General features: G+C 47.3%; 17 protein-coding genes and 1 other annotated feature. Of the genes, 14 read left to right on the forward strand and 3 right to left on the reverse strand.

Annotated elements, in window-relative coordinates; all coding sequences use genetic code 11:
* The first annotated feature begins 1 nt into the window (after position 1).
* The 4 genes from ACTNEN_RS00190 to ACTNEN_RS00205 all read left to right on the forward strand — a co-directional run bounded on the left by ACTNEN_RS00190 (position 2) and on the right by ACTNEN_RS00205 (position 3240).
* Complete coding sequence (locus ACTNEN_RS00190; RefSeq protein WP_441204048.1) at positions 2-661, forward strand: amino acid ABC transporter permease; 660 nt, start codon at positions 2-4, stop codon at positions 659-661.
* Entirely contained in the window at positions 642-1343 is a 702-nt protein-coding gene (locus tag ACTNEN_RS00195) for an amino acid ABC transporter permease (RefSeq protein WP_441204049.1), read from the forward strand. Before ACTNEN_RS00190 ends, ACTNEN_RS00195 begins: the two co-directional genes overlap by 20 nt.
* A gap of 14 nt (positions 1344-1357) precedes the next feature.
* Complete coding sequence (locus ACTNEN_RS00200) at positions 1358-2128, forward strand: amino acid ABC transporter ATP-binding protein (RefSeq protein ID WP_441204050.1); 771 nt, start codon at positions 1358-1360, stop codon at positions 2126-2128.
* A 146-nt stretch (positions 2129-2274) separates the two neighbouring features.
* Positions 2275-3240, forward strand: coding sequence for a cysteine ABC transporter substrate-binding protein (locus tag ACTNEN_RS00205; protein ID WP_441204051.1), 966 nt, complete (start codon positions 2275-2277; stop codon positions 3238-3240).
* A gap of 211 nt (positions 3241-3451) precedes the next feature.
* Here ACTNEN_RS00205 and ACTNEN_RS00210 read toward each other — a convergent pair whose 3' ends face one another.
* The gene (locus ACTNEN_RS00210; RefSeq protein WP_441204052.1) at positions 3452-6460 is read right to left on the reverse strand and encodes an EAL domain-containing protein; all 3009 of its coding nucleotides are present in this window, start codon (positions 6458-6460) and stop codon (positions 3452-3454) included.
* Between the two features lie 244 nt (positions 6461-6704).
* Positions 6705-6904, forward strand: a binding site (T-box leader).
* Between the two features lie 100 nt (positions 6905-7004).
* Between ACTNEN_RS00210 and ACTNEN_RS00215 the strand changes: the two genes are divergently transcribed.
* The 3 genes from ACTNEN_RS00215 to pepF all read left to right on the forward strand — a co-directional run bounded on the left by ACTNEN_RS00215 (position 7005) and on the right by pepF (position 12244).
* The gene (locus tag ACTNEN_RS00215) at positions 7005-8891 is read left to right on the forward strand and encodes a threonine--tRNA ligase (protein WP_441204053.1); all 1887 of its coding nucleotides are present in this window, start codon (positions 7005-7007) and stop codon (positions 8889-8891) included.
* A 274-nt stretch (positions 8892-9165) separates the two neighbouring features.
* Positions 9166-10434, forward strand: a complete 1269-nt coding sequence (locus ACTNEN_RS00220) for an HlyC/CorC family transporter (protein ID WP_441204054.1) — start codon at positions 9166-9168, stop codon at positions 10432-10434.
* Between the two features lie 28 nt (positions 10435-10462).
* Positions 10463-12244, forward strand: a complete 1782-nt coding sequence (gene pepF, locus ACTNEN_RS00225) for an oligoendopeptidase F (protein WP_441204055.1) — start codon at positions 10463-10465, stop codon at positions 12242-12244.
* Between the two features lie 76 nt (positions 12245-12320).
* Here the strand turns inward: pepF and ACTNEN_RS00230 are convergent, their stop codons facing one another.
* Positions 12321-12770: an Lrp/AsnC family transcriptional regulator gene (locus ACTNEN_RS00230; protein WP_441204056.1), complete on the reverse strand. Its 450-nt coding sequence runs from the start codon at positions 12768-12770 to the stop codon at positions 12321-12323.
* 143 nt (positions 12771-12913) lie between these two features.
* Here ACTNEN_RS00230 and ACTNEN_RS00235 point away from each other — a divergent pair, with 143 nt between their 5' ends.
* From ACTNEN_RS00235 to ACTNEN_RS00250, 4 genes are all read left to right on the forward strand, one after another.
* Positions 12914-14338 (forward strand): aspartate ammonia-lyase, encoded by a 1425-nt coding sequence (locus ACTNEN_RS00235; RefSeq protein ID WP_441204057.1) that lies wholly within the window; start codon positions 12914-12916, stop codon positions 14336-14338.
* 186 nt (positions 14339-14524) lie between these two features.
* A complete protein-coding gene (locus ACTNEN_RS00240; RefSeq protein ID WP_441204058.1) occupies positions 14525-15238 on the forward strand; it encodes a VTT domain-containing protein in 714 nt (237 codons plus the stop codon).
* A 174-nt stretch (positions 15239-15412) separates the two neighbouring features.
* Positions 15413-16696, forward strand: a complete 1284-nt coding sequence (gene cbiT / locus ACTNEN_RS00245) for a precorrin-6Y C5,15-methyltransferase (decarboxylating) subunit CbiT (RefSeq protein WP_441204059.1) — start codon at positions 15413-15415, stop codon at positions 16694-16696.
* Positions 16697-16699: 3 nt separating this feature from the next.
* A complete protein-coding gene (locus ACTNEN_RS00250) occupies positions 16700-17590 on the forward strand; it encodes a hypothetical protein (RefSeq protein WP_441204060.1) in 891 nt (296 codons plus the stop codon).
* On the opposite strand, the gene ACTNEN_RS00255 is transcribed toward ACTNEN_RS00250, so the two are convergent.
* Positions 17569-18522 (reverse strand): carbohydrate kinase family protein, encoded by a 954-nt coding sequence (locus ACTNEN_RS00255; protein ID WP_441204061.1) that lies wholly within the window; start codon positions 18520-18522, stop codon positions 17569-17571. The two genes, ACTNEN_RS00250 and ACTNEN_RS00255, sit on opposite strands and share 22 nt — an antisense overlap.
* A gap of 212 nt (positions 18523-18734) precedes the next feature.
* On the opposite strand from ACTNEN_RS00255, the gene ACTNEN_RS00260 reads away from it, so the two are divergent.
* The 3 genes from ACTNEN_RS00260 (at position 18735) to ACTNEN_RS00270 (ending at position 22032) form a co-directional block, all read left to right on the forward strand.
* Entirely contained in the window at positions 18735-20063 is a 1329-nt protein-coding gene (locus tag ACTNEN_RS00260; protein WP_441204062.1) for an amidohydrolase, read from the forward strand.
* An 82-nt stretch (positions 20064-20145) separates the two neighbouring features.
* Positions 20146-20979, forward strand: a complete 834-nt coding sequence (locus tag ACTNEN_RS00265; protein ID WP_441204063.1) for an ABC transporter permease — start codon at positions 20146-20148, stop codon at positions 20977-20979.
* Between the two features lie 15 nt (positions 20980-20994).
* The gene (locus ACTNEN_RS00270) at positions 20995-22032 is read left to right on the forward strand and encodes an ABC transporter ATP-binding protein (protein ID WP_441204064.1); all 1038 of its coding nucleotides are present in this window, start codon (positions 20995-20997) and stop codon (positions 22030-22032) included.
* The last annotated feature ends 10 nt before the right edge of the window (positions 22033-22042 follow it).

Consider the following 22042-nt stretch of genomic DNA (forward strand, 5'->3'; position numbering starts at 1 on the left):
TTTGGATTGGACATTTATTCAGGAATATATCCCGATGTACGTTGAGGCGGGGAAGCTTACGTTGACCATAGGAATCCTTGGTATCATCCTCTCGATTCTGATCGGTATGATTGCAAGCGCAATTGAGTATTATAAGATCCCGGTGCTTCGGCAGATTGTATCAATTTATGTTGAGTTAAGCCGTAATACACCGCTTCTTGTACAGCTTTTCTTTTTATATTTCGGGCTTCCCAAAATCGGCATTCGCTGGTCCTCGGAGCTGTGCGGAATTGTCGGTCTCAGCTTCCTCGGAGGGTCCTATATGACAGAAGCATTCCGCTCCGGACTTGAGACTGTCGAGCCAATTCAGAAAGAGTCCGCGCTGAGTCTTGGATTTACGCCTCTTGAAACGATGATAGATGTTATACTTCCGCAGGCACTTGCGGTTACTGTTCCGTCACTCGTTGCCAATGTCATCTTTCTTATCAAGGAAACCTCCGTTTTTAGCGGTATCGCGCTTGCGGATCTGATGTATGTAGCCAAGGATCTGATTGGTCTTTATTATAAGACGCCGGAGGCGCTGTCGATGCTGGTTCTTGCTTATCTCATCATTTTACTGCCGGTTTCCATTATTGGAACATTACTTGAAAGGAGGCTTCGCTATGCTGGTTTTGGCAATTGACGCGGCTAGAGAACCTGCCATTTCCATTTTGTTCCGCGGCAATAATTTTGTAAGACTTCTGGGAGGACTTTGGGTTACCATCCGGATTTCACTGATTTCTGCGGTACTTTCGATTCCGCTCGGCATTTTGTTTGGTATGTTTATGATGCGCAAAAATCCTGCAGCAAAGGCGGTAAGCCGTGTCTATCTTGATTTTATCCGTATCATGCCGCAGCTTGTGCTTCTCTTTATTGTCTATTTCGGTACGACACGTGCATTTGGTATAAATCTGTCGGGTGAGCTCAGCGCGATTATCGTCTTTGTGCTATGGGGCACGGCTGAGATGGGAGATCTTGTGAGAGGTGCGCTCAGCAGCATTCCAAAGCACCAGTATGAGAGCGCTGCAGCACTTGGTATGACACCGATGGAGATCAATATCTATGTTATCATACCGCAGACTCTGAGGCGGCTGATCCCGCTTGCCATCAATCTGATTACGCGTATGATCAAGACGACCTCACTGATTGTGCTGATCGGTGTTGTGGAGGTACTTAAGACCGGGCAGCAGATCATAGATGCCAACCGTTTTGCATTTCCGACAGCGGCACTGCCGATTTACGGAGTCATATTTTTTCTATACTTTTTTACCTGCTGGCCGATTTCTTTACTGGCGAAATATCTTGAGAAACGCTGGAAAAACTGATGGGAGGAGATAAGATGGCTGAAGTTCAGCTTAGCATAAAAAATCTGCATAAATCCTATGACAGACTTGACGTTCTTAAAGGTGTGGATCTGGATGTCCATAAGGGCGAGGTTGTAGTATTGCTCGGGCCCTCGGGCTGCGGTAAATCCACCCTGCTTCGATGTATCAATGGTCTTGAAACGATCAATGAAGGCACGATCACTCTGGATGGAGAGGTGATCTCCGGCAAAAGCCAGCCAGAAATGTCAAAGTACCGCCAGAAAATCGGTATGGTGTTCCAGAGCTATGATCTATTTCCGCATAAAAACATTATAGATAACATTACAATGGCGCCTAGGAAGGTACAGGGCAGAGATAGGGTGTCAGCAGAGAAAGAGGCAAGAGATTTGCTTGCAAGGGTCGGACTTCTTGACAAAGAGAAGGCATTCCCACGGATGCTCTCGGGTGGACAGAAGCAGAGAGTCGCGATTGTGCGGGCACTTGAGATGCATCCGGAGATGATGCTTTTTGACGAGGTTACAGCGGCACTGGATCCGGAAATGGTCCGGGAGGTACTGGATGTCATGCTGGAGCTCGCAGGACAGGGACTTACGATGCTGATTGTGACACATGAAATGGCATTTGCGAGAGCGATTGCGGATCGCATTATCTTTATGGATGGCGGTCATATCGTAGAGCAGTCCGATCCGGAAACATTTTTTACACATCCCAAAACGGATCGGGCTAAGGAATTTCTGGAAAATTTTGAGTTTGTTGCCAGAAAAAGAAAAAACGATAATGTGTAACTCCCAGGCTGTCCGGAAAGCCGTGGAGATGCATATAGATGCCGGAGCACCGGCGTTACAAAGATCATAAAAACAATGATGCCCATGGATGGAAGCCAATAAAGCAAACTCTATGAGGCAGGTGAGTTTTGAGAGGAGTAATTATTATGAAAAAATCATTGACAGTTATTGCAGCGGTACTGGTATCTTTAGGGCTTGCTGCATGCGGCTCCCAGGGAGCAAAGGACGCATCTCAGGCTTCGACAGCGGCAGCTTCTTCTGATGCAGCAGTAACAGAAGGCGCATCCAAGGCTGAGGGGACGTCTGCTTCCGCGCAGGAATCCAAGGCAGCAGATGCTAAGGACAGCGGCGCAGCAAGCAGCTTCCGGACAGTAGATGAAATCAAGTCCTCCGGCACCATCAAAATCGGCGTGTTCTCGGATAAGGCACCGTTTGGCTATGTAGATGACAAGGGTGAGTATCAGGGATATGACGTATACTATGCGCATAGAATTGCAGATGACCTTGGCGTGAATGTCGAGTTTACCTCACTGGATCCCGCTTCCCGTGTGGAATATGTAGCTACCGGAAAGGTTGATATCACACTTGCAAACTTTACCGTTACGCCGGAAAGAGCAGAGCAGGTTGACTTTGCGCTTCCGTATATGAAGGTTGCACTGGGAGTAGTTTCTCCGGACAATGCTGTAATCAAGTCTGTAGATGACTTAAAGGGTAAGACATTGATTATTGCCAAGGGGACAACGGCAGAAACCTATTTTGAGAAAAACTATCCGGATATCAAGCTCCAGAAGTATGATGCTTATGCAGATGCATATAATGCGCTGCTGGATGGCAGAGGTGACGCTTTTTCAACAGATAATACAGAGGTTATTGCCTGGGCTAAATCCAATCCGGGATTTACGGTAGGTATTGAAACGCTTGGCGATTATGATACCATTGCAGCTGCTGTAGCTAAGGGAAACACCACTCTCCTTGATTTCCTAAACGATGAGATTAAGACTCTCGGAGAGGAGAAATTCTTCCATAAGGATTATGAAGAGACTCTGAAGCCGGTATTTGGTGATAATACAGATCCGGACTCCATGGTAGTTGAGGGCGGCGTTATAGAGTAAAGTGGGGTATTTCATTATAGATGCCAGTGAAACAGATATCTGAGCCAGATATCTGAGCCGACATAGAAAATAAAAAGGGGCTGTTGCTTGCACTGATTGATATGCTCCCTTCTAGGTAGACAAGAGAAATAATAAAAATCTTGTCCTGCTTGGAAGGGAGCATATCAGAACTTTTGTCAGTGAGCGGCAACCCCTTTTTTAGTATCAGGAATCATCCGGCAGTGAAATCATCATAAGCAATCTGATCCTTGCCGCGGTTTTTAGCGAGATACATGGCATGATCTGCATGTTTGATCATTTCCTGTGTGTCAGCCACTTTATCGGTATATCCGATCGAAGCGGTGAGAGATATGCTTGTACCATCCTCCAAAGTAATTTTTGTGTTATGAAGCTCTTCTATCAGCTGTGCGGCCAATTCCGATATATTTAAAGATGGATTCTGGATAAGACCGATAAATTCATCTCCTCCATATCGGAAAAAGGAAACATGATTGACAATACCGAAATCCAGCAGCTTTTTGCCTAGCTCATGCAGACACTGGTCTCCGGCAGCATGTCCGTATTTATCATTGGTTAATTTAAAATTGTCAAGATCCAGCATGATCAGGGCAGTAATCGGTGCTGTCTTGCCCTGCTCGGCATTTTGCAGTACATCGTACAGATTGAGGCGGCTGTAGAGCCCGGTTAGAAAATCGTAACGACGGTCATGATCTGCCTTGGAGTAAAGATCTCGAACCTTTTTCACTTCCTCCTGCAGATGTTCAGTCTCCAGCTGGCTCTGCAGTTTTTCAGTTTCCAGCTCCTCAATATGTTTTTTCTCTTTAGAGATGTCTACACCGTAAATTATACTCTCTACATGCCCGTTTCCGGGATTATCGATAAGCTGTGTAGTAATCCTGGACCAGCGGATAGAACGATCATCATAGTAGGATTTCGTCTCCAGCACAATCTGCCGGCGGTTATTCTGATAGGCATTTAATTGCGCTCCCCGTGAAAAGGTCTGGAAAAATGCTTTTTGTCCGTCCTCGTCTGGTACAAAAGAGCCAATCCTTAAGATCAACTCATCTACATTTTTAACGTTTTGAATGTTTCTTGCATTTTGAGCGGGTCCTCCGGAGCTGATCCACTTATCTGCCGTGAGATCCATATGGAACACACCCTGCCCCTCGGGGATGGACTCCAGAATTGCGCGGATCTGGCTGGCATACCGGAGCTGCGCCTCTTTTGTATTGGTAACTTCTCTGCCGTACTCTATAAATACAGGTTTTCCATTCCAGTTAGTAAGGCGGGCAGTGAGTGCAAAAACATGATTTCCGTCATCCACTTCGAGACTCTTTTCGGTCTCGGTCCCCATCTGCTTCAGTGGGCAGTGTCCGCAGGGAGCATTCAGACCCATCATATACTCATAACATTTTTTGCCCTGATATGGCTCATCCGGATGACCCGAGACTTCCCGTGTCAATTGGTTGGCATAGATCATATGGTAATCCTCGGGCGAGCATGCCTGGATATACTGCCCGTCATGGTCTATGAGATCCAGAAGATTATGCAGATCGATATTTTTTTCCGGATACTCCTCTTTTACATTTTGAGTTTTTTGAATCGCATCCTGGGAGGCTATGAGATACTCACGGAATCTATCCGCATCCATAGGCTTGGCATAAAAATATCCCTGGATATAGTCACAATGGCAGTCCTTCAGAAAGTCATTTTGCTGGAGATTTTCCACGCCTTTGGCGACAGTCGCAAGCCCAGCTTTATGGCACATCTCGATAATCGACGCGACAATAGAGCGCGCAATCGGCTGGGTCTCGATCCGGTCGATAAAGCTTTTATCAATCTTGATTACATCCAGGGGATAGCGTCCGAGCATACCTAAAGAGGAGAAGCCTGTGCCGAAATCGTCGAGGAGGATTTTAGAGCCGTTTTTCTGAAACAGCGAGAGATAAAAGAAACAGCTCTGCTTTAAAATAGCAACCGAGGTTTCTGTAACCTCATAATTTACGGCACCCTGCATGAGTCCGCTTTTATTACTTAACAGAAAGATGTCATTCATGAGATCATCATTATAGAAATCCTGTCTGGACAGATTAATGGAGACGGGAATATATTTCTGATGGAGCTCCTGCATGCTTTTTTGAAACTGATATACCTGTTTTAATACATAATGGTCCAGTTCAGAGATCAGACCATTTTTTTCCAGAGCAGGGATAAAATCCGCCGGAGAAATTAAACCAAGCTCAGGGTGATGCCAGCGGATCAGGGCTTCCGCAGAGCTGGGCTTGCCGTCCTGGGTACGGACGATCGGCTGAAAATATACTTTTATATTTCCATTTTTCAGGCTGCTCTGAAAGGAAGATAGTATTTCTGCCTGATTGACATATGCGTTATGCATAGCAGAATCAAATATAGCCACGCTTCCTTGCTCCTGAGAATCTACGGTTTCATTCGCGAGGATAGTTCTGTCGATCATGTGAGACACATCAATGGAAGTATCGTCGATCAGATAGACACCGCATCTTAGATGCAGATGTACATTGCGGCTGCCGTTTTTCCATTGCTGCTCCAGCAGGCTTTCCAGACGATTATTATTAAGATTTGTTTTTTTTGTGAGGAAAAGAAAGCAGTCAGCATCCAGACGGGAGGAGACTACTGGCTTGATCCAGCTTTCACGTAATGTATTAAAGATGAACTTTAAGATTTCGTCTCCGCACTTAATGCCAAAAATATCATTTAATGCCTTGAAATTACGGAGATCAAACAGGACCATGGCATAATCTGTTGGATTGGCATGCTGGAACAGAAGTTCCGTATCCCGGATAAAGCCTTTCCTTGAGCAGCTGTCAGTCAGAGTATCATAGTATTCATGTTCCAGAAGCCTTGTGAGTTCATCATGATTGCTGGGAAGCCGTGTGGATATCATGGCACGCTCCCCTACAGTACTGAGTACAAGAGCATGACCCTTTCTGCCATCCTCCAGTTCCATATCTACAGCATCAACCGTTTCATTTATGCCACGGATCGGATCCATATAGGTCTTAGGACCATGGATGTGATTGGCAACCGGGCAGGGTGGGCAGGGTTCATCCAGGTTCATGAGGCAATGATAGCATTTTTCGCCCTTTTTAAGCTGTGGATAAAGAGACTTTATGGTATCATTACAGCTAACCACATTATAATCTTCATCAATAACATATACACCGGAGGATTTTTGTTTCATAGGCTTCATCATTTTTCCTTTTGCCACAGGGCTGCCATGATATCAGACCACCAGAGCAGTGACTTTTTTCTTATGAAAATACTTATATATTATCATGGATGTGTAATAATAGCAATGCAGCGATAGATTCTCTACTTGACAAAAAGGTGATGCCTTACTACTTGAGATGCAGAGCTTCCAGTAATTAAGAGATTCCAGCTTGACAAAGTCTGAGAACGAGATTAGAATCAGGAAGAAATTAATAAAGAAATCGTTGATGAGGAGAGTAACCCGAGCTTAAGCTTGAGAGAGGAGCCGTATGGTGCGAGGCTCTGCGGAGGTTCCGGTGAAGACCACCTCGGAGAGATCCTTAATCGGATACGTTGATTACGTTACAATCTTTCAAGCGGCTGGATCTGAGCATTCAGCAATTTGGGTGGAACCGCGAGTGATATCGTCCCAATCTGTCATAGTTTATAGACAGATTGGGATTTTTTTATGAAAAGAATTGCAAAGTGACAGTAAGCTTCCCCAAAGGGCTTTTTGTTGCGGTGAGGAGTATCATATGGAGAGAGAAGAGTATTTACAGGTTTACCGGCATTCTCTGGCACACATTCTGGCTAAGGCTGTGATTGAGCTGTATGGTAAGGATGTTCAGTACGCGATCGGACCTCAGATCGAGGATGGCGCGTACTACGACTTTGTACTTCCGGAGGGAAAGAGCATTACCGAGGCTGATTTCAAGACCATCGAGAACAAGATGCACGAAATCATCAAGAGAAGGGAAGCATGGACCCGGAAGGAGGTTTCCAGAGAGGAGGCTCTCGAGCTTTTTAAGGATCAGAAGTTCAAGACAGAGCTGATCAAGGAGCTTCCGGAGGGGGAGACCATCACCGTATATTACACAGGCGATGATTATGTGGATCTTTGCCGCGGACCTCATGTAGAAAATTCACAGGAGCTTATGAGCGCCGCTTTTCAGATTCACAGCTGCTCCATGGCATACTGGAGAGGTGATGAAAAGCGGGAGCATATGCAGCGGGTTTACATGTATGCATATCCCAGCAAGGACGAGCTGAAGCAGCATGTTAAGATGATTGAGGAAGCAAGAGAGCGGGATCATAAAAAGATCGGCGCTCAGCTTGAGCTCTTTATGTTTAACGAGACTGCTCCTGGTATGCCGTACTGGCTGCCTCGTGGATGGCAGATGTATCAGGCACTTCTCAAGTACAGCCGTGAGGTACAGAGAAGACATGGCTATACAGAGATTGCCGCGCCGCTCATCAATAATAAGAAGCTGTGGCTGATTTCCGGTCACTGGGCACATTATCTTAACAACATGTTTATTGTTCCGGGACTGGATGGCTATACCAGTGCGGATGCCAATATTGAGGATGTAGTAGAGGATCTTAAGGACGCGGATGCTGCCAAGAAGCAGGTAAAGATCCAGGCAGGATCGGTTGTATATAACCGTGAAAATCCGGATACCATGGCTGCAAAGCCGATGAACTGTCCTAACGCAATGCTTACCTATAAGAGAAAGAATCGTTCTTATAAGGAGCTGCCGATCCGCTACAGTGAGTACGATGTACTGCACCGCAAGGAGAAATCCGGACAGATGAATGGTCTGTTCCGTGTACAGGAGTTCCGTCAGGATGATGACCATACCTTTGTCATGGAGTCTCAGATCAAGGAGGAGATTGCAGATATCATCTCCATCGCAGATGAGGTTTACAAGACCTTTGGCGTAACCTATCGTGCAGAGCTGTCCACAAGACCGGATGACTTTATGGGGGACATTGAGGTCTGGAACCGTGCAGAGGCAGATCTCAAGCAGATCCTTGACGAGCAGTATGGCGAGGGCGGCTATGAGATCAATGAAGGTGACGGTGCATTCTACGGACCTAAGATTGATCTCCAGATCAAGGATGCGCTCGGCCGTGAATGGCAGTGCGGTACTATCCAGCTTGACTTCCAGCTGCCGCATAATTTCGGTCTTACCTATACAGCAGAGGATGGCAGCCAGCAGATGCCTGTTGTAATTCACCGTGCAATCTACGGCTCCCTGGAGCGGTTTATCGGCATCGTCATTGAGAACTTCAAGGGCAACTTCCCGTTCTGGCTGAATCCGTATCAGGTTGGACTGGTTCCGATCCGTGAGGAGCACAACGCTTATGCAAAGAAGGTAGAGGATCTGCTTCTTAAGAATGGTGTACGTGTCGAGGCGGATTATTCGGATAAGAATATGAAGACCAAGATCAAGAACTTTAAGAACTTTAAGGATCCATATATCTTAGTCCTTGGAGATAAGGAAGCGGAGGAGAACACCGTTTCAATCAATGTACGGGGCTCCAACAAGCAGATTCAGAATGTACCGCTGGAGAAGTTTGTCGAGATGTGTAAGGAGCTGAATGAAAAGCATAGCCTGGAGCTGATCCAGTCACTTGACTGAAAGTCAGCAGCTGTAAGCTGAGATACTGGAGCTGCTTTTCTTACATCGGCGGGTCATTGGTATGGATCATTAGTGTTTACAGAATTTAATATTCACTGTGATCCAAACAGAAAACAAAAGTCAAAAGCGAAACCGGTAACCACTCCCCGGTTTCGCTTTTTCTATAATCTGCAATGATTCCCGGGTATAGCTAAAAAAACATGTACTTTTTTATCAGGCTCGGGTAATATAGGCTTGTTATCGTTTTTACTATTTTAAAGGAGTATTTTATTTTATGTCGCAAGGGACCGGCGAATTGATCATCGTCTTGTGCGTTATTTTATCGGCATTTTTTTCGGCAGCGGAGACTGCCTTTAATTCCCTGAATCGTGTCAAGCTGGAAACCCAGTCAGAGCATGGAGATAAAAAGGCGGCAGAGATCCTGAAGCTCCTGGATCAGTATGACAAAATGCTGTCTACAATTCTGATCGGCAATAATCTTGTAAATATCGGAGCAACTTCCGTTGCAACCGTGCTCCTGGTGGAGCAGTTCGGTGAGCAACTGGGATCCGGCTTATCTACGATTCTTACCACGATCGTCCTTCTTGTGTTTGGAGAGATTTCGCCGAAATCCATTGCCAAAAACAATGCGGATGCATTTGCACGGTTTTCCGTGTCCTTTGTAAGAGTGCTGGTTTTCATCTTCACACCGCTCAATTTCCTCTTTGGATTATGGCAGAAGCTGCTCCAGAAGCTCTTCCGCCCGGCTTCTGAGGAAACGGTCACCGATGAGGAGATCCTGAGCTACGTGAAAGAGGCGGAGCGCGGAGGTGAGATTGACCGGCAGGAATCAGGTCTCATCCGTAATTCCATCGATTTTAATGAAACAACAGCAGAGGACATCCTGACACCGAGAGTAGATATGGAGGTCCTGGATATCAATGCCTCCAATGAGGAAGTGGCGAATGCTTTTAAAGAGACAAACTTCACCCGGATCCCGGTGTATAAAGACAGCATCGATAATATCCGCGGTATCATCAATCAGAAGGATTTTTACAGTAAGATTTACGGAACCAATCATACGATCAAGGAAATCATCAGACCTGTAATCTTTATGATCCCTAAAAAGCCGATCGGGGAGCTGCTCCGTACCTTTCAGAAAAAGAAAATGCATGTGGCAATCATCCTGGATGAGTACGGCGGTACCGTCGGAATGGTGACGCTTGAAGACATTATAGAGGAGCTTGTCGGAGAGATCTGGGACGAGCAGGAAGAAGCGGTCGAAGACATTCGCAGGATCGACCCCAAGGCATATGTGGTTCGGGGTACGGTCAAGATGGAAGACCTTTTTGATACGATTCATTTTAAGCCGAAGGAGGAGATGGAGTCGGAGACGGTAAATGGATTTTTGATGGACCAGCTTGGGCATCTCCCGAGAGAGCGGGAAACGGTGCGGCTGGATCATTTGAAATTTACGGTGCTTAAAACCGGTGACCGCAGGGTGAAAGAGGCGAGAGTGGACATCTTCCCGGCAGCGGAAGAGGATAAGGAACACAAGGATTAAACCCCAAGGTGGAGAATTGGAGATAACCATGGAAATAAAAGAACGTAAGGATATGGATCCTGCTTATATGTGGGATCTTAGCACACTGTATGCTTCAGATGAGGCATGGAAAGAGGATCTTGGAAGTCTTAAGGAGCTGCTGGATCACGCCGCAGCGTTTCAGGGAAAATTAAAGGATGCCGGGAGCATTGCGGAGTATTTTAAAGCGGAGACCGAGCTCGAGCTCAAGCTTTCGGATCTTTACTGCTATGCAGAGCTTAGAAATACGGAGGACATGCGGGACGAGACGGCGCAGACGATGTTGTCGATGATAGAAGCCAGGTATGCAGAGGTGGTTTCCCGGATTTCCTTTGCGGAGCCGGAGATCCTGGCACTTCCGGAGGAGGTATTGTCCGGACTTGCATCCAGCCCGGAGCTTAAGGACTATGCCTTTACGGTTGAAAAATTGATTACGGAAAAGCCGCATGTTTTGTCCAAGGAATCAGAGGCATTGCTTGCAGGCTTTAGTGAGGTTTTTCGTGCGCCTGCTAAAATTGCGGAGAATCTCCAGAATGCGGACCTTTTATTTCAGGATGCAGAGGATCGGAAGGGTGAGAAGCATGAAGTGACACAGGCAAACTATATCCTTCTGCAGCAGTCCGGAGACCGGACACTGCGGGAAGGCGCATTCCGGAGCTTCTATCAGGGATATCAGCAGCATATCAATACTTTTGCGGCTGCATACAGTGGCTGTGTCAAGGCGGCTGTGCAGGAGGCAAGGGTACGGCATTATGGGTCCTCGCGTGAGATGTCCATGGCGGGGGAGCACATCCCGGTGACGGTATATGACAGCCTGATTGAAGCAGTTCATCGTTTTATGCCGGCAATGCACCGGTATGCGGCACTTAGAAAAAAGCTTCTGGGACTGAAGGAACTGCATTACTATGATCTTTATGCACCGCTTACACCGGGTCTGGATCGTACCTGGACGTATCAGGAAGCGCAGGATATGGTGCTCTCTGCAGTAGCACCGCTTGGAGATGAATATGTGGAGAGAGTACGGGATGCCTTCCGGGATCGCTGGATTGATGTATATCCTAATAAGGGAAAACAGGGAGGGGCATTCTCCTCGGGTACGTATCACTCCAATCCGTTCATTCTGACGAGCTTTACCGGTGATTATAACAGCGTAACAACGATTGCGCATGAAATGGGACATTCGCAGCATACCTGGCTTGCAAACCATCATCAGCCTGCACAGTATGCGGAGTATACGCTGTTTGTGGCGGAGGTGGCATCTACGGTCAATGAAAATCTGCTGGTGGAGCAGCTTCTCAAGAAGACCACGGATCGTAGGGAAAGGCTGTTTCTGTTAAATCAGTATCTTGAGGGATTTAAGGGGACAGTATACCGGCAGACCATGTTTGCGGAATTTGAAAAGCTGGCGCACGCTATGGCAGAGCGGGGAGAGGCACTGACACCGGGAGCACTCAATACACTTTACCATGATCTTACGGTAGAGTATTTTGGACCCGCGCTTGTGATGGATGATGAGGTTAAATACGAGTGGGCGAGAATCCCTCATTTCTACCGTCCGTTTTATGTATATAAGTATGCGACAAGCTACTCTGCAGCGGTTGCGATATCAGAAAAAATCCTTAGTGAGGGCAGCAGCGCCGCTCAAAAGTATCTGGATTTTCTGAGCCTCGGCGGAAGTCAGTATCCGCTGGATGAGTTAAAACAGGCAGGCGTGGATCTTACAACTTCGGCACCGGTGGAGGATGCACTCCGGAAATTTGAGAGCATCCTTGACGAAGCGGAAAATTTGTGAATAGGCAATAAACAACAGGTAATATAAGTGAAGCAAAGCCGGAAACCAGTAATATAGATGGTTTCCGGCTGCTTTTTTAAATTTCTGATAAGGGGACGCTTCGGTGCTCTACATTGGTTGTAAATACAATCTGGGTTTTGGTACGTCCAAACTGCTGCAGCTCATTGATCAGATGATCCATTTCCTCTGTATAACGGAATACGACCTCGATCATCATGGAGTAGTCCCCTGTCACGCAGCTTGACTCGATGACATTGGGGACTTTTTCTATAAAGCTGTAAAATTCCTGCTTCCGCTTGGGATCTACCTGCAGATTGATAAAGCCACGGATATTGAAGCCGAATTTCTGAAAATTGATATCTGCATGATACCCGGTGATAATCCCCGCCTTTTCCAGTCGCTCAATCCGGTTGGTAACCGCAGGAGAGGACAGAAATACCTGATTGGCGATTTCCTTCACCGGCATACGCGCGTTGTTCTCAAGTATTTCCAGGATTTTAAGGTCAATTTTATCGAGTTCCTTCATACATTTCCTCTGAAACTTTATTTTATTAATCAAATATAGCATCCAGATGAAATTAAACAAGGTCTTTACTTAAAAATATTTACTCGCTGCCTTTGAAACCGTATATTGCCTTCAGAAGGTTAAAGCTACAAGGAGGCAGTGACATGGAGATGAAGACCATTTCGTATCGTACAGAGCAGGACTCGATCGGGGAGATGAAGGTACCAAAGGATGCATATTACGGTGTGCAGACGTTTCGCGCCTGGCAGAACTTTCAGATGACTGGAAACAGGATGCATCCTGCTTTTATACGAAATCTTGCAATGATCAAAAAAGCAGCCGCAATTACCAATCATGGATCCGGCAGGCTCTCATCGGAAAGGATGCTTGCCATTGTCCGGGCATGCGATGAAGTGATGGAGGGAGCATTCGCGGATGCTTTTATCGTGGATCCGATCCAGGGCGGCGCAGGTACCAGTATGAATATGAATCTTAACGAGGTGATCGCAAACCGTGCCGGTGAGATTTTGGGCGATGCCAGGGGAAGCTATCAAAAGGTGCATCCTAATGATCATGTCAATATGTCACAGTCGACCAATGATGTCATTCCGACAGCCGGGAAGCTTACGGCGCTGGATCTACTGGCAAAACTCAATCAGAGTCTTGCATCGCTCGAAAACGCTCTTCAGAAAAAATCGCTGGAATTTGATGATGTACTGAAGATGGGGCGGACACAGCTGGAGGATGCGGTACCGATGCGCCTGGGACAGGAGTTTCACAGCTATGCGACCATGATTTTGAGAGTGCAGAAGAGATTAAAGACGGCAGCGGAGGAAATGCATGTCGTAAATCTGGGAGGTACAGCAATCGGTACCGCGATTAATGTGGATCCGTACTATTTTATGCATATTGTACCGGAGCTTCAGGAGCTTAGCGGCTATCCGTTGAAGCAGGCGGAGGACCTCTTTGACGGGACGGAGCATCTCGATAGTTTCTCTGCGGTTTCCGGTGCGCTTAAGGCAGGCGCTATGAGCATTTCCAAGATGTGCAATGATCTGCGGCTCCTGTCCTCAGGTCCGAGAACCGGATTTGGGGAAATCACACTTCCTGCAAAGCAAAACGGTTCCTCCATTATGCCGGGTAAGGTCAATCCGGTCATTCCGGAGGTCGTGAATCAGACTGCGTTTCAGATCGCAGGACTGGATGTGACCATTTCCATGGCAGTGGAAGCGGGACAGCTGGAGCTTAATGCATTTGAGCCGGTCATCTTTTATGATCTTTTCCAGGAGCTTGACATGCTTAAAAATGCGGTGGATACACTGACAGTTAACTGCATCGAGGGCATTACGGCAAATCGCGAGAGATGTGAGCAGCTTATGGACAGCTCTGTCGGGATTGCCACAGCGCTTTGCCCGTACCTTGGCTATCAGCAGTCAGCAGAAATTGCCAAAACAGCGTTAAAAACCGGCAAGACTGTCCGGAGTCTTGTACTGAGCAGACATCTTATGAATGATCATGAGCTTCGGGAGGTCCTGAATCCGGACAGGATGACGCTGCCGCCGGAGACAAGAGCAAGAGTTCGTGCCTGAACGTTGTAAGCTTCTGGCTATTAGAATAATGCAATGCAGACTGTACATGGAAAGGGACGATATCCGGGAATGCGATATCGTCTCTTTTATATATCCGGAAATTAGGGTAAAATAAGATACATCAGATCTGAAGTGAAGCGAGAGCCTCAGATGTGAAATGCGATGAAAAACAGGGACACGGTATGTATGAAAACCAAAATCAAAAATCAAGTGACCGGGTTAGTGATTGCAGCTCTTATGATTGCCCTGATGGTGCTCCTGGTTTACTATATCTTCAATACCTTTTTCCCGGGATTCTGGCCGCTTCTACGGAGGGGTGACGAAAAGGGGATCGCAGAGTATCTCTATCAGGTGGGAGAATGGAAGGGCTTTCTTATGGTGGTGCTTATGTGCATTGTTCAGGTCATGAGTATCTTTATCCCGGGGCTTCCGATCCATGTGGCTGCCGGACTGATCTATGGCTGGTGGAAGGCAACGATTTTCTGCTATTTTGGCTTTGTGCTTGGAAATCTCCTGGTGTTTATACTGGCACGTAAGGCAGGCAGAAAGATCGAACGCTATATCCCCGGGATAAATCAGGAAAGCTGGATTACAAGAGAAATCAACTCCAGCCAGCCGGAATTTGTCATTGCGCTTGCATGCATGATTCCGGGTGTGCCCAATGGCATCCTTCCGTATATAGCCGCGAGAACCAGTCTTAAAGAGAAAAGCTACGGAGAAGCCATTGCCGCTACCTCCTGGCTGCAGATATTATGTAATTGTCTTTGCGGTCATCTTTTTATCCGGGAGCATTTTATACTGAGTGCACTTGTTATGGGAGCGCAGCTCATGCTGGTGGTGGTGCTTGCCAGGAACCGAGTCTGGATCCTTAAGATGCTCCGCACCAGGAAGCAGGCATAGGATAGGGTCAGATCAGCTAAGAGCAGCCAAGATTAGATACGATCAGGTAAGCTGTGAAGATGCCTCTGCTATAGAGGATCTGTTAAGGATCATGTCTTGAGACTGGATATCAGTAATGACGCAGATAGAGAAATCAAACAGATAGAAAAGCAATATAAACAGGAGAGAAGATATATGAGAAAGGTAAATGTAATCGGTGTTGGTCCGGGAAATCCGGATATGGTTACTTTGGAAGCGCTCCAGGCAATCCGTGAATCAGATGCCTTAATTGGTGCCGGACGTGCTGTTGCGACGGCAAGAGAAGCCATAGATCTGCTGGGCGAAAAAAAGACGAAACCTACATGCGAAACCTTTAAGACAGAGGAAATCATAAGCTATATGGATATGCATCCGGAGTATCAGAGCTTTGCCTGTGTCTTTACCGGTGACACGAGTGTTTACTCCGGTGCTGTACCTCTGCGTAAGGCTCTCAAAGCACGTAAGGAGGAAATGCCGGAGACAGAGGAATTTATTGTCAATAACTATGCAGGTGTTTCCAGCATACAGTATTTCCTCTCCAAACGCGCCATTTCCATGGCAGATGTCAAGCTTGTAAGCCTGCACGGCAGAACGATGGATCTCGTCCCGATTATCCGGGAAAACAGATTTGTCTGTGTGCTTCTGGGAGATGAGGATAGTGTAGCAAAAATATCCGAGAAGCTTGTGCAATTTGGACTTTGCGATGTAAATATTACGGTTGGCGAGAGATTAAGCTATCAGGACGAATGCTTCACAAGTGGAAATCCACGGGAGATCCGTCTTAAAAGGTTTGATCCGCTTGCCATTGCTCTGTTTGAAAATGATGCTTACCGCCCCAGAGTCAATTCCTTTGGCATTGCCGACGATCATTTTGCAAGGACAGATGGCATTCCGATCACCAAGAGAGATGTCCGTGCGCTCTCGCTTTGCCGCCTTGCCATCCATGCCGACAGCATCATCTATGACATTGGGGCAGGCTCCGGAAGTATTGCCATCGAGGCGGCGCTTGCATGTCCTGAGGGGCGGGTTTATGCCGTCGAATGCAATGAGGATGCCGTCAACACCATCGAGCGGAACCGGTATGCATTTCAGGTAGATAACATTCGCATCCTGCAGGGAATGGCGCCTGCCTGTCTTAACCCGCGGGAAAATCCGGATGCGGCAAGGCTTCCAAAACCGGACTGTGTTTTTATCGGAGGCAGTAAGGGGAGACTTTTTGAGATTGTAGACTGGGCACTTGGCAGAAATCCTGATGCCATTATTGTTATTAATACGGTTACGCTTGAGACGCTGGCAGAGGTCCTGGAAATTGAAAAACGGCTCACGGAGTATAAGTTTGAAATGGTAGAGGTGCAGGCTACCGGTATGGAGCGGCGCGGAAGCTATCACATGTATCGTGCGGAAAATCCGATTACGATTACAAGGATCTCCAAGCGGTGAAATATGAGCTTGAGTGCGTTTCAATCTATAAAAAATGAATTTATCATTGAAAATGCGTTTCGGGACTGGGAGGAATACCGCCGGCAGGTTACGGACAGGGTTTTACAGGAGGGAAGACGTTTTGATCATGCCGGAGCGGAACGGGAGCTCCTGATTGTCGGAGGAGGCAGGTGCAATGATGTGGATCTTACGCGCCTCATCGAAGGTTTTGATCAGATCCGGATTCTGGATACAGATCTGGAGGCCATGCAGTCGGGACTTCATCAGTACGGGCTCACAGGCTCTGGAAGGATCCGCTTACAAAAAGCGTCGCTGACCGGCGTTGAGGAGGCGGATATCCGCAGCTTTTTTGAGAATCTATATCAATGGGCGATCGCCCTTAACAGGAGTATCACAGCGGATCGCTTTATAGAGAGATCGCTGGAAGAGTTTGTGGGTATCTCCCGGAAGACCAGAGCCTTATCGTCAGAGCTTTTACGCAGCATCCCTCCGGAGAGCGCAGATGTTACGCTCTGTATTGGGGTACATAGTCAGCTTTTTACACTCTTGTCCTATTGTTGGGAGGTACTTGCAGGAAATATCTCACAAACGATTCTACATGGTGTCCGGATCCCGGAGGATGCGCTCCATGCAGCCATTCGCGAGTTAAATGATGAAATCATCCCGACGATCAATAACAGTCTCATTTTATCTGCACGGCATTGTGTGCTGATTGGTACGGAATATGATATGGAGCATCCCGTAGAGGGTGCCTGGCAGTGCCAGCAGGATCTGATGCAATGGAAGAAAGTTCTTGGATTTCATGATACTAAGATCCACTGGCCTTTTTATATCGCCGGAGGCAAGGAGTATGAGATGATACTCACATCACTTTATACAGATGGAGATGCATGATCCGACGGAAGATCGGCGAGATATTTCCGCGCGATTTCCTGAATCGTATCGTCCGGCAGAGTGGAACCCTCTATGCTTACGACAGCAGCACTGATTTCCGATGCAAAGGAAAGTGCCTGCTGCTCCGTCATACCTAAGGAAAGTCCCGAGAGGAAGGCTCCGCAATGAGAGTCCCCGGCACCGATGGTATCGCGTACGCTGGTTTTTACTGCGGGCAGATCATGGGAGCGGCCATCGGCGGAGCGCCAGTAAACGCCGCGTTCCCCCATCGTAACCACTACGAGATTTTGCGTATCCCTGTAAAGCTTTAACGCTGCTGAACTTATATTAAAGTGAGAGCCAAGCTCCAGTACTTCCGTTTCATTAAGATGCAGGATCGGATGCAGCTGAAAGATCCTCCGGGTAAGATCAGCGTCTACCTTGACACCTCGGGGACCGGGAGCATAGATGACGGTTCCGGTGGCTTCCTTATGGCGTTCCAGCCAGGAGACAAGGGATGCTCCGGTGGGCTCCTCTACCTCTAATCCGCAGATATAGGTATAGTCAAAGACTTCGGATTCCAGGGATTTCATATATGACGGATCAAAGCTGTATTCGATGCCATGCACAGAGACAAAGGTTCGTTCTCCGCTTTTTTCCACGAAGCAGTAGCAGCATCCGTTCTCAGCGTTGTCGACCCTGACCGGACCCCGGAATCCCTGCTGTGAGAGCTTCTGCCATACAAATCCACTGAAGACCCCTTTGGTGCCCACAGGTGTCACAAGACAGGGGTTAAGCCCTAAAGCCCTGGGAATCTGCGCTGCATTATAGGCACAACCGCCCATCGCAAAGTGCTGCCACTCCGGATGGAGATCCTCCCCTGTTTTAGGGAGATGATCCAGCTTAATAATGACATCCACACAGGTGGAACCAATGATCAGCAGTTTTTTCATTTTGCACACTTCCTTTACGTACTGAATGTTTTTATTACTCTCAAAATTTTGCCGCTCAAAATTTTGTTAAAAACTTTTCCTTTTCTTCACAAAAGATACTATACTACCTATAGCTTGTAAATTGCAAAATACAAAATGGCGACGTCTGCCGGCATAATTTCAAGAGCTGGAGCAGCAGATGTCAGAACACGGACAGAAGCTTGGAGGCATACATGCGGACACTGATTTACAATACGACCTTACTCACTATGGATTCCGATGGAAGTATCCTTAATAACGGATGGATCCTCACGGAAAATGACAGGATTCTGGCACTGGGCAGTGCAGAGACAGCGGAAGATCTCTCCGGGCTGTATGCAGATCAAAGAATTGACGGCAAGGCAGGGATCCTTTTGCCCGGCTTTGTCAATGTCCATTGCCATGTATCTATGGTTCCGTTCCGTACGATGGGAGATGACTGTCCGGATAGACTCCGGCGTTTTCTGTTTCCGCTGGAGCTTCAGGCAATGAACCGGGAGCTTGTATATCTCGGTGCACTCTATGGGATCGGGGAAATGCTGCTCTCCGGCATTACCACATTCCTTGATATGTACTATTTTGAGGATGAGGTTGCCAGAGCGTGTCTTGATACCGGTATCCGCGGATATCTTGGAGAAACCCTGATCGGACAGAAAACCTGTGACAGTCCGGAGAAGGAATATGGCGGGTTTGCGTATCAGAAAGCGTTTCTTGAGAATTACCGTTCAAGTGACCGTGTGATCCCGGTGATTGCTCCACATGGTACAACAACCTTAAATCCGGAGAAGCTTGCGGAGGCGTACCAGCTTGCGGAAAGGTATGATACGATTTATACCCTGCATACAGCAGAACAGGATTATGAAATGGAGCATTTCCGCAAGATGGGTATGACGCCGGTCAGCTTCCTTGACTCGATCGGAGCATTGGGGAGACATACACTTGCAGTGCACTGTATCCATATGACGGAAGATGACCTCATGCTTATGAAGGAAAGAGGAAGCAGAATTGCGCATTGCGTAGGAAGTAATGCAAAGGCTGGTAAGGGCGTTGCACCGATGCAGGATGCAGACCGGCTCGGAATTCCATTCGGACTTGGTACCGATGGTCCATCCTCCGGCAACACGCTCTCGATGTATGATCAGATGCGTATTATGCCGTATGCGCAGAAGACAAGATACCATGACCGGAGTCTGTTCCCGGCAAAACGGGTTCTGGAGGCTGCAACGCGAGGCGGCGCTGAGGCACTGTATAATACGGAGATTGGAGTTCTTGCCGCAGGCAAAAAGGCAGACCTGCAGCTTGTGGAGACACAGTCTGTAAATATGTTCCCGCTTTATAATCCGTATTCCGCACTGGTTTACAGCGCCAATGCTTCCAATGTATCACTCGTCATGGCAGATGGTGAAATCCTTGTAAGAGATGGCAGACTGGTGAAGCTTGACATTGATAAAGTGAAGGCAGATCTTATGCAGGAGATGAAGGCTTTTATGACTTCTGCCGAAAATTACAAAGAAATTATTTAATATTTGCACCTGTGATATGGATGTGATATATATAGAATGTTTTTTGCCATTGTTTTAGATCAGATTTACCGGAGGGCAATACGTGAGCTTGTTTAAAAAGAAGGCATGGTTTTTTATGATTCTGCCTGGAATGCTTTTTTTATCGGTTTTTATGCTGATTCCATTGTTTGCGCTGATTCTCACCACCTTTTTCCATCCGGACAGTGGCTTTACGCTGGCCTCCTATCAGGAGATTCTGACAAGCGCTTATTTCCAGCAGATTTTTATCCGAAGCCTGAAGCTTAGTATCTTAAGTACGTTCATCTGCGCACTGCTGGGCTATCCCGCTGCCTTTTATATTGCAAAGTATGCTAAAAACAAGGGTATACTGATGGCGCTCACAGTCTTCCCGATGTTTACAAGCCCGGTCATCCGCTCCTTCAGCTGGATGGTCATCCTTGGTAAAAAGGGTATTGTCAACCGCATCCTGGTTTCCCTCGGACTTTTCTCAAGACCACAGAGTCTTTTATACAATGAATTTTCCATTACTGTTGGTTTTATCCAGTTGTTCCTTCCTCTTATGATTCTATCGCTGATCGGCGTGCTCGAGAGCATACCGGATGATCTTACCCTTGCGGCAAGAAATCTCGGGGCCACAGCTTTTGACAGCTTCCGTAAAATCACCTTACCGCTCAGCGCAACCGGTCTCGTAACCGGCAGTGTCCTGGTGTTTACCGGCTGCATTACAGCATATACAACACCGCAGCTTCTCGGCGGCACAGATACCCGGGTACTGTCCACCATGATTTATCAGTACGCGATGAGCCTTGGCGACTGGACGGAGGCTTCCGTTGTTGCTGTTATTATGATTGTCGTAACAATGTTGGTTTCCACAACGTTTAATACCATCAGCCGGAAAGTTAATCCGCTGGTATAAGAGGAGGCAAAGCAGGTGTCATTACTTGAACTTAGAGATATTACAGCAGGATATGGTAAAAATATCATTCTCAAAGATCTGAACCTGAATGCAGAAAAGGGAGAGCTTGTAAGTCTGCTCGGATCGAGCGGCTGCGGCAAGACGACAACACTTCGTCTCATTGCGGGATTTTCCGAGCCTGTATCCGGAAGCTTTTATTTTAACGGGCAGGACTATACGCATATCCCGCTGCATAAAAGAAATTTCGGTTTTGTCTTCCAGAGCTATGCGCTGTTTCCGCATATGAATATTTATGATAATGTCGCATTTGGGCTGAGACAAAGGAAAATGCCGGAGGCTGAGATCCGCAAGGAGGTTACCAGCATGCTCCGCACTGTGGATCTCGAGGGCTTTGAAAAGCGTCTTCCAAAGGAGATGTCCGGAGGACAGCGGCAGAGAGTCGCGCTGGCACGAGCGATGGTAATCAAACCTGATCTTATGCTGTTTGATGAGCCGCTCAGTAACCTGGATGCCAAGCTGCGTGTCAAGATGAGAGTGGAAATCCGTAAGCTGCAGCAGAAGCTTGGCTTCACGGCCATCTATGTTACACATGACCAGGAGGAGTGCTTTGCCATTAGTGACAAGGTTGCCATCATGAATCATGGTGTGATTGAGCAGATGGATACTCCGGCAAAAATCTACAGCCATCCTGAAACCGAGTTTATCGCGCGCTTTGTCGGCTTTGAAAATTTCCTGAAGCTTACGAGGCTTGGGGAAGGCTTGTTCCAGACAGAACATGGAGCAGAACTCAGGGTATCAAATGATACGCTTCCGGGACAGAGCATGAAGGCATGCATCCGCCCGGATGATATTGTGATTTCCGGAGAAGAAGGGCTTCCCAATGCGATCCGCGGAAGGGTTACCGTACAGACATTCCTCGGAAAACGGATGCAGTACAACGTCTCCACAGAGCTTGGAGAGTTTGTTGTCAATGCAGACGATGAAAAAGTATTTTCTGTCGGTGATAGCATAGTGCTGTCTCTGACACCAAATAAAATTGTTCTCATTCCATAAACCATGAGGA

Origin of the sequence: Oribacterium sp. HCP28S3_H8, assembly GCF_052064775.1 — a bacterium.
GTDB lineage: Bacteria > Bacillota > Clostridia > Lachnospirales > Lachnospiraceae > Oribacterium.

Bases quoted from the DNA above. Each gene is read 5' to 3' on its own strand.
- pepF (WP_441204055.1), top strand. From the start codon at position 10,463: ATGGAAATAAAAGAACGTAAGGATATGGATCCTGCTTATATGTGGGAT.
- ACTNEN_RS00200 (WP_441204050.1), top strand. From the start codon at position 1,358: ATGGCTGAAGTTCAGCTTAGCATAAAAAATCTGCATAAATCCTATGAC.
- ACTNEN_RS00235 (WP_441204057.1), top strand. From the start codon at position 12,914: ATGGAGATGAAGACCATTTCGTATCGTACAGAGCAGGACTCGATCGGG.
- ACTNEN_RS00260 (WP_441204062.1), top strand. From the start codon at position 18,735: ATGCGGACACTGATTTACAATACGACCTTACTCACTATGGATTCCGAT.
- ACTNEN_RS00255 (WP_441204061.1), bottom strand. From the start codon at position 18,522: ATGAAAAAACTGCTGATCATTGGTTCCACCTGTGTGGATGTCATTATT.
- ACTNEN_RS00205 (WP_441204051.1), top strand. From the start codon at position 2,275: ATGAAAAAATCATTGACAGTTATTGCAGCGGTACTGGTATCTTTAGGG.
- ACTNEN_RS00210 (WP_441204052.1), bottom strand. From the start codon at position 6,460: ATGAAACAAAAATCCTCCGGTGTATATGTTATTGATGAAGATTATAAT.
- ACTNEN_RS00240 (WP_441204058.1), top strand. From the start codon at position 14,525: ATGAAAACCAAAATCAAAAATCAAGTGACCGGGTTAGTGATTGCAGCT.
- cbiT (WP_441204059.1), top strand. From the start codon at position 15,413: ATGAGAAAGGTAAATGTAATCGGTGTTGGTCCGGGAAATCCGGATATG.
- ACTNEN_RS00230 (WP_441204056.1), bottom strand. From the start codon at position 12,770: ATGAAGGAACTCGATAAAATTGACCTTAAAATCCTGGAAATACTTGAG.
- ACTNEN_RS00220 (WP_441204054.1), top strand. From the start codon at position 9,166: ATGTCGCAAGGGACCGGCGAATTGATCATCGTCTTGTGCGTTATTTTA.
- ACTNEN_RS00215 (WP_441204053.1), top strand. From the start codon at position 7,005: ATGGAGAGAGAAGAGTATTTACAGGTTTACCGGCATTCTCTGGCACAC.
- ACTNEN_RS00195 (WP_441204049.1), top strand. From the start codon at position 642: ATGCTGGTTTTGGCAATTGACGCGGCTAGAGAACCTGCCATTTCCATT.
- ACTNEN_RS00250 (WP_441204060.1), top strand. From the start codon at position 16,700: ATGAGCTTGAGTGCGTTTCAATCTATAAAAAATGAATTTATCATTGAA.